The organism is Nocardia sp. NBC_01499, assembly GCF_045040275.1.
In the GTDB taxonomy this organism is placed as follows: Bacteria; Actinomycetota; Actinomycetes; order Mycobacteriales; family Mycobacteriaceae; genus Nocardia.
Map to the genome: position 1 here is coordinate 2,571,540 of NZ_CP109426.1, position 14,018 is coordinate 2,585,557.

Genomic DNA, 14,018 nt, shown 5'->3' on the forward strand with positions numbered 1-14,018 from the left:
GCCGACAGGAATCCCGCATTGCCGCGTGCTGCGCGGCGCGACACCGTCCGGCGCACGGCCGTGTCGGTGTGCGTAGGTAGAATTCGTGCCGACGAAGGGGTAACAGGTGAAAGATCTGGTCGACACCACGGAGATGTATCTCCGTACCATCTACGACCTCGAGGAGGAGGGCGTGGTGCCCCTGCGCGCTCGCATCGCCGAGCGCCTCGAGCAGAGTGGACCGACGGTGAGCCAAACTGTCGCGCGGATGGAGCGCGACGGTCTGCTGCTGGTCGCCGGAGACCGGCATCTCGAGCTGACCGAGAAGGGCCGCGGCATGGCGGTCGCGGTGATGCGCAAGCACCGCCTCGCCGAACGACTGCTCGTCGACATCATCGGGCTCGACTGGGAGAACGTGCACGCCGAGGCCTGCCGCTGGGAACACGTGATGAGCGAGGACGTCGAGCGGCGTTTGGTCGAGGTGCTCAACCACCCGACCACCTCCCCCTACGGCAACCCGATCCCCGGCCTGGACGAGTTGGGCATCGTGCCATTGGCCTCCGCCGAGGAGACCCTGGTCCGGCTGTCGGATCTGCCACACGGCCAGGTGCACGCCGTCGTCGTGCGCAGGCTGGCCGAGCACATCCAGACCGACCCCGATGTCATCGGTCAACTGCGGGAAGCGGGCGTGGTGCCCGACGCGCGCGTGACGGTCGAGAACAAGCCGGGCGCGGTAGTCATCACCGTGCCGGGCCACGGCGGCTTCGAGCTGTCCGACGAAATGGCCCACGCCGTCCAGGTGAAGCTGGTCTGACGCGTGAAACTTCTGGTCACAGGTGGTGCCGGGTACGTCGGCGGTGTGTGCGCTCAAGTACTGCTCGAAGAAGGGCATGAGGTAGTCGTCGTCGACGACCTGTCCACCGGCAACGCGGACGGCGTCCCGTCCGCCGCCCGCTTCGTCGAGGGCGACATCGCGCAGGCCGCGACCGCGCTGTTGGCGGCCGAATCCTTCGACGGTGTCCTGCATTTCGCGGCGCAGTCGCTGGTCGGCGAGTCGGTGCAGCAGCCGGAGAAGTACTGGCACGGCAACGTGGTGAAGACCTTCGAACTGCTCGAGGCGATGCGCAACGCGGGCACGCCACGACTGGTGTTCTCCTCCACCGCCGCCGTCTACGGCGAACCGGAACAGGTGCCGATCACCGAGGACGCGCCGACCCGGCCGACCAACCCGTACGGTGCCTCGAAACTCGCCATCGATCACGCCATCACCTCCTACTCGATCGCGCACGGGCTGGCGGCGACCAGCCTGCGCTACTTCAACGTCGCGGGGGCCTACGGCGGCCTCGGCGAAAACCGGGTGGTGGAAACACATCTCATCCCGCTCGTGCTGCAGGTCGCGCTCGGACACCGCAAGGCGATCTCGGTGTTCGGCACCGACTGGCCGACTCCGGACGGCACCGCGGTCCGCGACTACATCCACATCCGCGACCTCGCCCAGGCCCACCTGCTGGCCCTGGCCACCTCCGAGCCGGGCACGCACCGCGTCTACAACCTCGGCAGCGGCACCGGATTCTCGGTCCGGCAAGTGATCTCGGCCTGCGAACGCGTCACCGGCCTCCCCATCGCCGCCCAGGACGCCCCCCGCCGCCCCGGCGACCCGGCCACCCTCATCGCCTCCAGCGAACGCGCCATCGCCGACCTCGGCTGGCACCCGGAACACAACGACCTAGACGAAATCGTCTCCGACGCCTGGGATTTCCTCCAGTCCCTAGGCCAGCGCGCCCACAGCGCCCGCTGAGGTTCCACGTCTGCTGACCGGGGCGACACGCCTCCCATCCGCCGTGCCGCCCCGCCCACAGGATTGGTTGCCGACCGGGCCTGCCCTCGCTGGACCGCGGGCAGGCCCGGCCAGCAGAGGTAGCTTTGGCGCGCCTGCCCGACCTTGCTGGTGCGCAACACGATTGCGGTGAACCTTCCGCCCGCCGCACCAGGCCACCCAATACGACACCCTATGTCCACGGCACGGTGACCGTGGGAGGGCGGCACTGCAACCCACTTCACGGTGTGGGAGAGCCCAGGTCTATGCCGAGGTCCGCGGCGGTGTCGTAGCCGCTGCGGGCCAGGCGGCGCAGTTGTTCGGGGCGCATGCCGATCATCAACGACGTCTCCAGCAGCGTCGCCAGCGGATGGTCTGGGTCGGAATCCAAGGCCGCTTCGAGTGCGATGCCAGCGAGCGGTCCGTCGCCGCGGACGTAGGCGCTATAGCCGAGCAGCGCCGCGGCCTCGGCTCGATCGCGGCCGGTCAAGGCGCGAGTGAGGGCGGCCCACAGTCCTTCGGCGGCGACGGCGTGATCGCCGACGGCGAGGGCGAACATGGTGTCGCGCACGGCCCGGTCACGCAGTGCGGCAGCGAGTTCCGCGAGCTCGGGAACCATGAGCTGTACACCGGATTCGGTGTTCGAGATCTGCCACAGCACATAGTCGAGTGCCTGCCTGCTGTAGTCGCTCGGATCACCGCGCCGCACCGCCCGCGCATAACGATCACGGGCGACCGACACCGCGCTGTCCAGTACTGCCGCCACCTGATCCCGCACCTCGGCGTCCACCGCGACCAGCGCCGTCAGCTCCGCGCGGGAGCCGCGAATCTGCCTGCCGTCGAGCACATGCGACAGCGCCACCACCGAGGTGGCCGGATCCGGCAGCACGCCACGCCGATCCGGGCCGAACAAACTCCACCAGTTCCCCTGTGGCTCGATCGCACGCGTCGCCCACGCCCCGGCCAGCGCGATATCGTGCACGGCGAGCCGTCGTCCCAGCGAGTCGATCAGCACCTCGAAACGCCCGGTGCCGCACCGTTCCCCGACCTCCGAGCCGCGCCGAGCCGGTTCAACGGCCCGCTCGTCGACCACGACAACGAGCACCTCGGCCACGTCGTCATGCGCGCAGATCTGCAGCACGCACTGCGCCACCATCCCGGCCCGCAGCTTGCGCCGTCCACCGTCCTGATCAAGATCGAACCGCACCACCGCATCGATGATCGCCCCGTCGCCCCGCCCGGGCGCGGACCGCAACACCAACACAACCAGCGACCGCTCCGGCGGGAACCCGATCATCGCGGGCACCGCCGCGATCACCTCCCCCGGTTCATCCACGCACACAGCACAATCAGGCGCATCCGCATCGAACGGCGGCGCCTGATCCGCGCAGACAACTACACGCCCGTGGTCGGCGACACTGAACTCACCGGCCACGTCGTTGAAACCGGCACTCGCCGAATCGCCGACTCGCTCGCCGTCGTCACTGAACGCAGCCGCGCCGGACTGGTCGGAGTCAGCATTTGCGATTATGTCGCAGCGCCAAACGGTGTCATCGAGGCGCACCGCGTCGCCCGCCCGGACCATGTCTTCGGACAACGCTGTGTCCGTCGGCTGCGTCGTATCGTCCAGCGGCGCTGCGTCGTCCAGCCCCGGCGCATCACCCAGCGGAGCCGTGCCTTCCAGCCGCGCGGTGGGGTTGGGCCGCCAGGCACTGGCCGACTGCGCCTTATCACCCAGCCGCGCTGCGGCGTCTGACCGCGCTATGTCACCCAGCGGCGTCGCGTCGTCCAGCGGCGTCGCATCACCCAGCGAAACCGTGCCGTCCAGCCGCGTCGCGTCATCTGGCCGCGCCGTGTCACCCAGCCGCGCCGAGCCGTCCAGCCGCGCCGCGGCGTCTGACCGCGCCGTGTCACCCAGCCGCGCCGTGCCGTCCAGCCGCGTCGCGGCGTCTGATCGCGCCGTGCCGTCCTGCCGCGCAGGATAGTTGGGCCGCGCCGCGCCGTCCGATTGCACCGTATCGCCAAGTTGCCCAATGCCGTCCAGCCGCACTGCGTCGGCAGACCTGTCCATATCGCCCGGCAGCGTCCGATCTTCTGACCGCACAGCGTCTTCCAGCCCCGCTGTGCCGTCGATCCGCGCGCGATCACCGTTCCGGAGGAACTCACACGATCGCATGGCCGCGGCGAGGCTCACCGGCGCGCGGGAAGGGGATTTACCGCTGAGCACTGACGGTCGAGAACAGAACAGTTCGTCCTGTGCGACGTGGTCGTCGCCAGCAGGATCGGAATCGGCCTGTGCGTCAACACGACCGGTGGAGTGAGGGTTCGCGGGAGTGGTCATGGCGTCGAGACTGCCCGCCGCTACCGCCGCGCCTTCCACGCTGACCTGGCGATTCAGCCGCCCTGGGGAATTCTCCTGCCCTGTGGACAAACTGGCCGCGGCAGGCCCTCGCTGACGCTCGGTTGTCGGTGCGACCTGTTACGGTGCCCGGCCCTACCCCTTCTCGACCCGCTGCACGGCCGTCGTGAACAGCCCGTCCACCGCCGTCATATCCGGCTCGGCATCGGAAAAAGACATATATGTCACAGTGATTCGCACATCGCCCACCTGCCCGGCCAACGTCCGCATCGTTTGCGTCAACCCCGCCCCACCCACGTCCGGCGTCACGGTCCGCCGCAACGCCAACGTATCGTCCGCGTCGATCGGCGGCGCCGGATCGAGCTCGGTCGTCACCGTCGTCAGCACAGCGCCCCGGCTCACCCGCACCGACCCACACTGCTTCAGCTGGCCGCGCAGCGCCGCGAGCGGCTGTTCGGTGCGCGTCAATTCCACCGTGATGGTCCCCCGCGTCGCGTCATCGGTACCGACCGCGATCGCCGTCTTGTCCGCCCCGAACTGCTGCGGCGGCGGCACACAGCTCTGTGGCTGCACTCGTGCGCCCCGCCCGACCCCGGTCAAGTCCCCGGCCGCCTGAGACGCCGCTTCGGGCGGCAAGACCACCGCCGGATACTGAGCCGGAAACTGCGAGGGCTCCACAAGCAACGCCGACAACGCACCCTCGATGTGCCGCGTCACCGCCGTCTGCTCTCCCGCGACCGGATGCCCGCCCACGGTCGACACGCACCCGGCGAGCAGCACCGCACACGCCGCGGGCATGGCGAAGAGCACCCCTTTGCGCGCCGAATCCGCCACAGTCACCCACCCCACTGTGCCAAACTCCCGGTGCCCGCCCGCGATGCCACGCCGCCGTACCGGGAATGCGCGGGGTGCCGACGCTGTTGGCTCGTCGTATGGGTCGGTGTCCGGCCGTGCGCGGTGGCTGTCACTGGCATGGGGGACAATGGACATTGGTTCCCATCTCGGACGCTGCTCGTCTCGAACGACTTCGGTGTCGATGACAAAGCAACACCCGTGTCGGGGGAACCGCGCAGGAAGGAGCACGCGATGGACCACGAGTCGCGAATGTACGAACTGGAGTTTCCCGCTCCACAGCTGTCGTCCGACGACGGCGCGGGTCCGGTCCTGGTGCACGGACTGGAGGGCTTCACCGATGCCGGGCATGCGGTGCGGCTGGCCACGACGCACCTGCGCGAGAGCCTGGAAAGCGAACTGGTCGCCTCGTTCGATGTCGACGAGCTGCTGGACTATCGCTCGCGCCGCCCACTCATGACGTTCAAGACCGATCACTTCTCCGAGTACGCCGAGCCCGAGCTCAACCTCTGGGCGCTACGCGACACGGCGGGCACCCCGTTCCTGCTGCTCGCCGGCATCGAACCGGACCTGCGCTGGGAGAAGTTCACCACCGCGGTGCGCCTGCTCGCCGAACAGCTCGGCGTGCGCCGCAGCATCGGCCTCAGCGCCATCCCGATGGCGATCCCGCACACCCGCCCGTTGGGCGTGACGGCGCATTCCTCCGACCGCGACCTCATCGCCGAGCATCAGCGCTGGCCCGGCGAACTCCAGGTGCCGGGCAGCGCGTCGTCGCTGCTGGAATACCGGATGGCCCAACACGGTCAGGAGTCGGTCGGCTTCTCGGTGCACGTGCCGCACTACCTGGCACAGACCGCGTACCCCGAGGCCGCGCAGACCCTGCTGGAGAACGTCGCCGACAACGCGGGCCTGGAGATCCCTCTCGCCGCGCTCGGCGAGGCGGCCGCGCGGGTGCGCGAACAGGTCAACGAGCACATCGCCGGAAACTCCGAGGTGGAGACCGTCGTGCACGCGTTGGAACGCCAGTACGACAGCTTCGTCAGCGCCCAGGAACGCCAGTCGAGCCTGCTCGTCGGTGACGGCGAACTACCGAGCGGCGACGAGCTCGGCGCCGAATTCGAACGCTTCCTTGCCGAGCAGGGCGGCTACGAGGGCGAGACCGGCCAAGAGCCGGGCGAGACGGGCGAGCAGCGGTAACAACCCTGCGGGCGCCAGCCCGTAGGGTGTTCGGAGTGGATCTGACCGAACTGCTGGAGATACCGGGAACCGACGCCGACGCCCTCTACGAGTCCTTCGGGGCGTGGGCGGCCGAGCAAGGCACCCCGCTGTATCCGGCGCAGGACGAGGCGCTGCTGGAATTGGCGTCCGGATCCAACGTCATCCTCGCCACGCCAACCGGTTCCGGTAAGTCCCTCGTCGCGGTCGGCGCCCACCTCATCGCACTCGCCCAGGGCAAACGCACCTACTACACCGCGCCCATCAAAGCGTTGGTCAGCGAGAAGTTCTTCGCCCTGTGCGAGGTGTTCGGCGCCGACCGCGTCGGCATGGTGACCGGCGACGCCGCCGTCAACGCGGACGCCCCGATCATCTGCGCCACCGCCGAAATCCTCGCCAACCTGGCCTTGCGCGAGGGCTCGGCCGCCGACGTCGGCCAGGTCGTGATGGACGAATTCCACTTCTACTCCGACCCCGACCGCGGCTGGGCCTGGCAGGTACCGCTGCTGGAACTGCCCAGCGCCCAGTTCCTGCTCATGTCCGCCACCCTCGGTGAGGTCGACTTCTTCGCCGAGGACATGCGGCGCCGCACCGGCCGCCCCTCGGCGATCGTCGCTGGCACCGAACGCCCGGTGCCGCTGACCTTCTCCTACGCGCGCACCCCCATTACCGAAACCCTGGAAGAACTCGTCACTACCCACCAGGCACCGGTCTATGTGGTGCACTTCACCCAGGCCGCGGCCCTCGAACGCGCCCAGGCGCTGACCAGCGTGAACTTCGCCACTCGCGCCGAAAAGGACGCGATAGCCACGGCATTGGGCGAATTCCGCTTCGCCTCGGGATTCGGCAAAACGCTGTCCCGGCTGATCCGGCACGGCATCGGCGTGCACCACGCAGGCATGCTGCCGAAGTACCGCCGCCTGGTCGAACGCCTCGCTCAAGAGGGCCTGCTGAAGGTGGTCTGCGGCACCGACACCCTCGGCGTCGGCATCAACGTCCCCATCCGCACCGTGCTGCTCACCGGCCTGACCAAGTACGACGGCGTGCGCACCCGCAGGCTGAAAGCCCGTGAGTTCCACCAGATCTCGGGCCGCGCGGGACGCGCGGGCTACGACACCATGGGCACCATCGTCGTCCAAGCACCCGAGCACGAAGTGGAGAACACGCGCCTGCTTGCCAAGGCGGGCGACGACCCGAAGAAGCAGCGAAAGGTGGTGCGCCGCAAGCCACCCGAGGGTTTCGTGTCGTGGAGCGAGGAAACCTTCGACCGGCTCGTCGCCGCCCAGCCGGAGCCGATGGTGTCGCGCTTCAGCGTGACGAACGCCATGCTGCTCAACGTGATCGCGCGTCCAGGCAACTGTTTCGACGCCATGCGCCATCTGCTCGAGGACAACCACGAGCCACGCCCGGCCCAGCGCAAACACATCCTGCGCGCCATCCGCCTCTACCGCGCGCTGCGCGACGCCGGAGTGGTCCAGCAGCTCGACGAACCCGACGCGCAGGGCCGCCGCGCCCGCCTCACTGTCGACCTGCAACGCGACTTCGCCCTCGACCAGCCGCTGTCGCCGTTCGCACTGGCCGCCTTCGACCTACTCGACAAAGACGCGCCTGGCTATACCCTCGATGTGGTGTCCCTCATCGAATCGACCCTGGAGGATCCGCGCCAGCTGCTGATGGCTCAGCAGCACAAGGCGCGCGGTGTGGCGATCAACGAGATGAAGGCCGACGGCATCGAGTACGACGAGCGGATGGAACTGCTCGAAGAGGTCACCTGGCCCAAACCCCTGGCCGAGCTGATCGAGCCCGCCTTCGAGACCTACCGTGCCGGGCACCCGTGGGTGTCGGAATTCGCGCCGTCGCCCAAGTCGGTGGTGCGCGACATGATCGACCGGTCGATGACCTTCGCCGAGCTGATCTCGTTCTACGAGCTGGCCCGCTCCGAGGGCGTGGTGCTGCGCTATCTCGCCGACGCCTACCGCGCGCTGCGCCGCACCGTGCCCGACGCCGCGCGCACCGAGGAACTCGACGACATCACCGAGTGGCTCGGCGAGCTGGTCCGCCAGGTCGACTCGAGCCTGCTCGACGAATGGGAGCAGCTCACCAACCCCGGCGCGGAGATCGACGCCGACCAGCTGGCCTTCGGCGCCGAGACGGTGCGCCCCATCTCCGCCAACGAGCGCGCGTTCCGGGTGATGATCCGCAACACCATGTTCCGCCGGGTCGAGCTGGCCTCGCTGCGACGCTGGGATGTGCTGGCCGATATGGGTACCGGGCCGGACTGGGAAACCGAACTGGCCCCGTATTTCGACGAATACGAGCGCATCGGCATCGGCCAGGACGCGCGCGGACCGCAACTGTTCCAGATCGAACGAAGACCCGGTTTCTGGCAGGTGCGTCAGGTCCTCGACGACCCGGCGGGCGACCATGGCTGGTCGATCGTCGGCGTAGTGGATCTGGCCGAGTCCGATGCCGCCGGTGAGGTCGTCTTCGACGAAATCACGGTGTCCGCAGGCTGACCGCACCGCCGGGCCCACCCGAATCACTACAGAATCCATACAGGTCAGCGGCTATCCCACGCCCGTTAACGGGTGCTTCGCTGAGGTGCCACGGACACGTGGTTTGACGGATTCGTTTCTGGGTAGGGGCCGCTGCTACTCTCTCCGCTGCTGCCAAGCGAAAGATCAACTATGCCCGAATCACCGTTTCTTGTCATCTATCCCGAGCGGGCGCGTGCGAACTTCCACGCGCTCCATGCCGCCATGCCCGCGGCAAGGATTCGCTTCGCGGTCAAGGCAAGTCCGGTGCCGGAGATCATCCGAGCACTCGACGAGGAAGGCGCCGAGTTCGATGTCGCCAGCATCGGCGAGATCGAGCTGTGCCTCGCGCTCGGTGTCGAACCCGACACGCTCTGCTACGGCAACCCGATCAAGAAAGCCGCCGACATCGCCCGCGCGTACGCGCTCGGTGTGCGCCGGTTCGCCTTCGACACCGAGGACGATCTGCTGCGCATCGTGGAGCACGCGCCGGGTTCGGAGGTCGAATGCCGTTTCCTCGCTTCGGCTCCCGAGTCGCGCACCCCGTTCGGCACCAAGTTCGGCTGCACGCCGGGTGAGGCGTTCCGGCTGCTGGTGCGGGCTCGAGATCTCGGGTTGATCGTGGCGGGGCCGTACTTCCACGTCGGGTCGCAGCAGCTCGATCCCGATGCCTGGCGGATCGGCGTCGAGCAGGCGGGTCGCATCGCGGAAGCATTGGCCGACAAGGACATTCACGTCCAATCCGTGAATATCGGTGGCGGCCTGCCGATCGCGTACGCCGACCCCGCGCCGGCCCTCGCCGAGATCGCGGCGGTGGTCAACGCCGCCGCGGCCGAATTCCTGCCCGAAACCGCCGGATTGGTGGTCGAACCCGGCCGCGCGCTGGTCGGTTCCGCGGGCATCATCCACGCCGAAGTTGTCGGCGTGCGCATCGCGCCGGACGCCCGGCGCTGGGTGTATCTCGACATCGGCCGCTACAACGGAATGGCCGAGACTGAGAACGAGTACATCGCCTATCGATTCGTCACGGATCGGGACGGTGACCCTGTCGATGAGGCAGTGGTGGCCGGTCCGACCTGCGACGGAGACGATGTACTGTATCAACGCACGCGTGTCCTCCTACCGACCACGTTGCGAGCCGGTGATCGCATCCAGATCCTCGACACCGGCGCCTATACCGCGAGCTATTCGTCGGTGTCCTTCAATGGTTTTCCGCCCTTGACCGTTCATGTCTCGGGCGCTGAGCGAGAGTGAGTTTGCCCATGACGGCGGATTTCACCGGCTGGCACGTGCTGGCCGAGTTCGGTGGTGTCGACGCGACCCTTTGCGATGACCTCGAACGACTCGAATCGGCGTTGCGTGAGTCTTTGATAGCGGCGGGCGTCACCATCTGCGATGTCGTACACAAGAAGTTCGATCCGCAGGGGGTGACTGTCCTCGCGCTGTTGTCGGAGTCTCACGCCTCGATTCACACTTATCCGGAGTCCGGCGACATCTTTGTCGACGTCTTCACCTGCGGCAGTATCGGCGCAGGCGCGTCGAAAGCCGTCGAACTCCTGCGAGATAAGTTGTCTCCCAAGGATGTTCGAATGCAGGTCATCCGCCGCGGGCATGGCTCGCAGCGGATCGAGGAGCCAGTGGGCGCGGGCCTGACCCGCATCTGGGACCTGCACGAGGTCATCGTTGACACCAATACTCCGTTCCAGCACATGGTGATCGCGCGCACCGAGCAGGGCATCAGCCTGTTCTCCGACGACGATCGCCAATCCACGGAGTTCTCCCAGGTGACCTACCACGAGGCGATGATGGTCCCCGCCTTCGCGCTGGCCGAGAAGCTGGACAAGGTGCTCATCATCGGTTCCGGTGAGGGCGTGGCCAGCCAGATGTCGGTCGCCGCCGGCGCGACGCTGGTCGACCACGTCGACATCGACCAGCTCGAGGTCGAGTTGTGCGCCGAGCACCTGCCCTACGGCTACACCAGCGACGAGCTGGCCGCCGCCGTCAAGGGCGAAGGCCCGGTCAAGGTGCACTACGCCGACGGCTGGGACTTCCTGGCCAAGGCCGCCGAGGCGGGCACCCGCTACGACGTCATCGTGATCGACCTGCCCGACGAGCGGGTCGAGGACGCGCAGCACAACCGCCTCTACGAGTCGGAATTCCTGTCCCGATGTCGGGCCCTGCTCGCCCCCGGCGGCGTGCTGAGCGCGCAGGCCGGCTGCGCGACCATGTGGCGCAACGAAACGCTGAAGCGCTCCTGGAACCGCTTCCATGAGCAGTTCGGCACCGTGGTGCAGTACGGCAGCGACGAGCACGAATGGACGTTCCTGTTCGGGCTCAACGAACAGCTCGCCGACCCGGTACAGGACATGACCGACCGTTTGGTCACCCTGCCCTACCGCCCGGAAACCGTCGACGCACGAGCGCTCGTGCGCGGCGCGATCGAACCGTACGCCCTGCGCGTATAAGCCACTCGAACGGCACGGGCTCCCCAGTGATTTCGCTTGGGAGCCCGTGTCGTTCGACCTAAGAGCGGTTGCGGTAGTCCTCGACGTTCAGGCCACCGACGCCCCAGTTGGCGAGGTCGACCTCGTCGATGACGACGTACGTGGTTGCCGGGTCCTTGCCGAGGACGCCTTGGAGTAGGTCGGTGACGCCTTTGATCAACCGCGCCTTCTGTTCTCGCGTGACGCCCTCGTCGGTGACCTTGATGTTGACGTAGGGCATCAGGCCGCCCGCCCCGCGATGAATCCGCCGTCGACGGGGAAGATGTGGCCGGTGGTGAACTCCGCGTCCGCGAGATACAGCACCGCGGCAGTGGTTTCGGACACCTCGCCGATCCGGTTCAGCAAAGCCAGTCGGCCGGAAGCGGTTTCGTCACCGTCACCGAACAGTGGAGTCCGGATGATGCCGGGCGCCACCGCATTGACCCTGATCCCGTCGGCCGCGAGTTCCGCAGCGAGGCTCGTGGTCAGCGCGTGCACGCCCCCCTTGCTGACCAGGGCCGCAGAGGCAGGCAGCCCCGCCAGTGCATGGTTGATCAGCACCGTGCCGATGTTCACGATGCTGCCGCCGCTCCCCTGCTGCTTCAGCTGCCGCACCACGGCTTGGGTGGTGAAGTAGGTGCCCTTCAGGTTGCCGTTCAAGTAGCCGTCGAGATCCTCCTCGGTGACGTCCACGAACGGCTTGGCTCCGAAGATGCCGGCGTTGTTCACCAGCACATCGACACCACCGAACCGCTCGACCGCCACCCGCACCAGCTCCGAACCCGTTGTGGGAGAGCCGATATCACCCGCGAAGGTGGCGACTCGCTCGGGCGCGCCGAGTTCCGTGGCCACGTCGGCGAGCTTGCCGGAGTCGCGGCCGTTGAGCACCACGTTGTCTCCGCGCGCCACGAAGGCGCGGGCGATATCGCGCCCGATCCCGCTGGAGGATCCCGTCACGATCACCGTCTTCGTCATATGTTCTCTCCTTCTCAGCATTGATACGACCGGTCGTCTTGGAATGGGCATGCAAGACGACCCAATTAGAAAGCCCTAGGTCAGGGCCGGAAGTAGTCCCCCAGCAGACGGTCCAAACACTTGTTCAGCGGCGCCAACGTCCGGTCGATCTTCATCCTGATCACCGCCCCCTCCCACGATTCCAACAGCAGATCAGCCAGGTCGGTCGCGTCGATATCAGCGCGAATCATCCCCAACCCCTGCGCTTCCCGCAGTTGCTCGGCGACCCGATCACGCCAAGCCCCCCACGCACTCGACAACGACTCCCGAAGCAGCTCACTACCTTCCAGCTCCCCACCTAGATTCGCGATCAAGCACCCGCCGGTGAACTCCGCCTCGACGAACTCATCCATCAACCGCCCGAAGAACGCCCGCAACCCACTCACCGGATCCGCCGCCGCCCCGAACGCCTCACTCAAATTCCGCTGCACACACAGCGAATGATGCTCGATCACCGCCCGCCCAAAACTCTCCTTGCTATCGAAGTAGTTATAGAACGACCCCTTAGGCACCCCCACCTTGTCCAGGACCTGCTTGATCCCGGTCCCGTGATACCCATTCGCCAAAAACCCAGCAGCCCCCTCCTCCACCAGAAGCTGCCGAGTGTCCCCACTCCGTCGCGGTCGCGCCATGCCCTCAATATACGACCGGTCGTCTACAAACTCCAACTCGACCGATCGTCGCCCCTCAGAGCTGGACGAATGATCACGGGGAACTGGTGGCGGCAAAGTTCGAGAGCCCGCCGCCGTCAGTTCCCCCTCACACTGGATCAAACAAACTCACTGGGAATCGACGTCAGAGTCACGCAGGGAGCGTCACCGTCAGCTTTCCTCAAGGCATTGCTCAGACTCGGCCCGACCCACAATGATTGGCGCGGCCTGATATGGACCGACGACGCATCACACGCAATGACGGCAGGTGGTAGGGCAGATGGAAGCGGTTGCGGCAGGCGACGGCAGCGCGCCAGCTTTTGGTCGACCAGATTCGTCGAGGAGTTATAGCGACTGAGGCAGGCGAGACACTGGACCTGGGCGTCTTCGCACAGTTCGTCCGGGACACCCCGGCATGAATCCCGCCGTTACAACTCTCGCCGCCATTGGGCGGAGTGGGTGACAAAGTGCGGGAGGTGGTCGGTGGTGAAGCGATCGGGGTGCCAATCATCCTGTGCCGCAGGGGCGGTCCACACGTAGGTCCAGGCCGTGCCTGAGGAGTTGCTCAATTGGATTGTGCGGAGGTCGTATTCGTCGTCTTCGAAGGCGTCGAGGATCGTCCACTCCGGCGCGGTGAGGCCTTTGAGCACGGTGCCGTGAGCCAAGCCGTTCGGGTGCGGAACGAGCCCCGGGTACACGCGGCCAGGTAGAGCCGCTACTCGCCAGCCCGGGGCGGTGGCGGTCTCTCGCTGCGGTACGCGGTCGATCAGGACCTCGAGTACTGCCGGGAACTGCAGTGTTCCGTAGACGAACAACGAATGAGCCTGGGCCGCAATCTCATCCCATCGCCCGGCGCTCGACGCCGACAAGTCCATCCGCATGCCCTCTCGCATCCACTACCCTGCACACTTCGCGGCGCTCGCGCACAGGACGGTCTCGCACACTCTTCCACCGGACACCCGAATTCGTTCAAGCCGGGATCACCTCGGATAGTCCATTATCAGCGCGAACCCGGCCACAGTTCGCCACGCATCGCACCAATGCTCGTCAACCCGCTCCCGGCGCGGTTCTCTGCACACCTGCCACCGCACCGATGCTCGTTCGAGTCACGACCTC

At 67.1% G+C, this 14,018-nt stretch carries 12 protein-coding genes; 6 read left to right on the top strand and 6 right to left on the bottom strand.

Annotated elements, in window-relative coordinates; genetic code table 11:
• The first annotated feature begins 106 nt into the window (after positions 1-106).
• Both OG203_RS11705 and galE read left to right on the top strand, forming a co-directional pair.
• Complete coding sequence (locus OG203_RS11705) at positions 107-793, top strand: iron dependent repressor, metal binding and dimerization domain protein (protein WP_405165683.1); 687 nt, start codon at positions 107-109, stop codon at positions 791-793.
• A 3-nt stretch (positions 794-796) separates the two neighbouring features.
• Positions 797-1,777 carry a UDP-glucose 4-epimerase GalE gene (galE, locus tag OG203_RS11710; RefSeq protein WP_405165684.1) on the top strand — a complete coding sequence of 327 codons (981 nt, stop codon included), beginning with the start codon at positions 797-799 and terminating at the stop codon, positions 1,775-1,777.
• Between the two features lie 259 nt (positions 1,778-2,036).
• On the opposite strand, the gene OG203_RS11715 is transcribed toward galE, so the two are convergent.
• Together OG203_RS11715 and OG203_RS11720 are read right to left on the bottom strand one after the other, a co-directional pair.
• Positions 2,037-4,136: a DUF4192 domain-containing protein gene (locus OG203_RS11715; RefSeq protein WP_405165685.1), complete on the bottom strand. Its 2,100-nt coding sequence runs from the start codon at positions 4,134-4,136 to the stop codon at positions 2,037-2,039.
• Positions 4,137-4,289: 153 nt separating this feature from the next.
• Positions 4,290-4,994 carry a DUF5642 family protein gene (locus OG203_RS11720; RefSeq protein WP_405165686.1) on the bottom strand — a complete coding sequence of 235 codons (705 nt, stop codon included), beginning with the start codon at positions 4,992-4,994 and terminating at the stop codon, positions 4,290-4,292.
• Between the two features lie 246 nt (positions 4,995-5,240).
• On the opposite strand from OG203_RS11720, the gene OG203_RS11725 reads away from it, so the two are divergent.
• The 4 genes from OG203_RS11725 (at position 5,241) to speD (ending at position 11,220) form a co-directional block, all read left to right on the top strand.
• A complete protein-coding gene (locus tag OG203_RS11725; protein ID WP_405165687.1) occupies positions 5,241-6,203 on the top strand; it encodes a PAC2 family protein in 963 nt (320 codons plus the stop codon).
• Positions 6,204-6,238: 35 nt separating this feature from the next.
• Positions 6,239-8,737 (top strand): DEAD/DEAH box helicase, encoded by a 2,499-nt coding sequence (locus tag OG203_RS11730; RefSeq protein ID WP_405165688.1) that lies wholly within the window; start codon positions 6,239-6,241, stop codon positions 8,735-8,737.
• Positions 8,738-8,908: 171 nt separating this feature from the next.
• Positions 8,909-10,009, top strand: coding sequence for a type III PLP-dependent enzyme (locus tag OG203_RS11735; protein WP_405165689.1), 1,101 nt, complete (start codon positions 8,909-8,911; stop codon positions 10,007-10,009).
• Positions 10,010-10,017: 8 nt separating this feature from the next.
• On the top strand, positions 10,018-11,220 hold the full coding sequence (gene speD, locus OG203_RS11740) for an adenosylmethionine decarboxylase (protein WP_405165690.1): 1,203 nt from the start codon (positions 10,018-10,020) through the stop codon (positions 11,218-11,220).
• Positions 11,221-11,278: 58 nt separating this feature from the next.
• On the opposite strand, the gene OG203_RS11745 is transcribed toward speD, so the two are convergent.
• From OG203_RS11745 to OG203_RS11760, 4 genes are all read right to left on the bottom strand, one after another.
• Positions 11,279-11,479, bottom strand: coding sequence for a 4-oxalocrotonate tautomerase family protein (locus OG203_RS11745; protein WP_405165691.1), 201 nt, complete (start codon positions 11,477-11,479; stop codon positions 11,279-11,281).
• Entirely contained in the window at positions 11,479-12,213 is a 735-nt protein-coding gene (locus OG203_RS11750) for an SDR family NAD(P)-dependent oxidoreductase (RefSeq protein WP_405165692.1), read from the bottom strand. The genes OG203_RS11745 and OG203_RS11750 overlap by 1 nt, the downstream gene beginning before the upstream one ends.
• Positions 12,214-12,293: 80 nt before the next feature.
• Positions 12,294-12,884, bottom strand: coding sequence for a TetR family transcriptional regulator C-terminal domain-containing protein (locus OG203_RS11755; RefSeq protein WP_405165693.1), 591 nt, complete (start codon positions 12,882-12,884; stop codon positions 12,294-12,296).
• Between the two features lie 446 nt (positions 12,885-13,330).
• The gene (locus tag OG203_RS11760) at positions 13,331-13,795 is read right to left on the bottom strand and encodes a gamma-glutamylcyclotransferase family protein (protein ID WP_405165694.1); all 465 of its coding nucleotides are present in this window, start codon (positions 13,793-13,795) and stop codon (positions 13,331-13,333) included.
• Between the last annotated feature and the right edge of the window lie 223 nt (positions 13,796-14,018).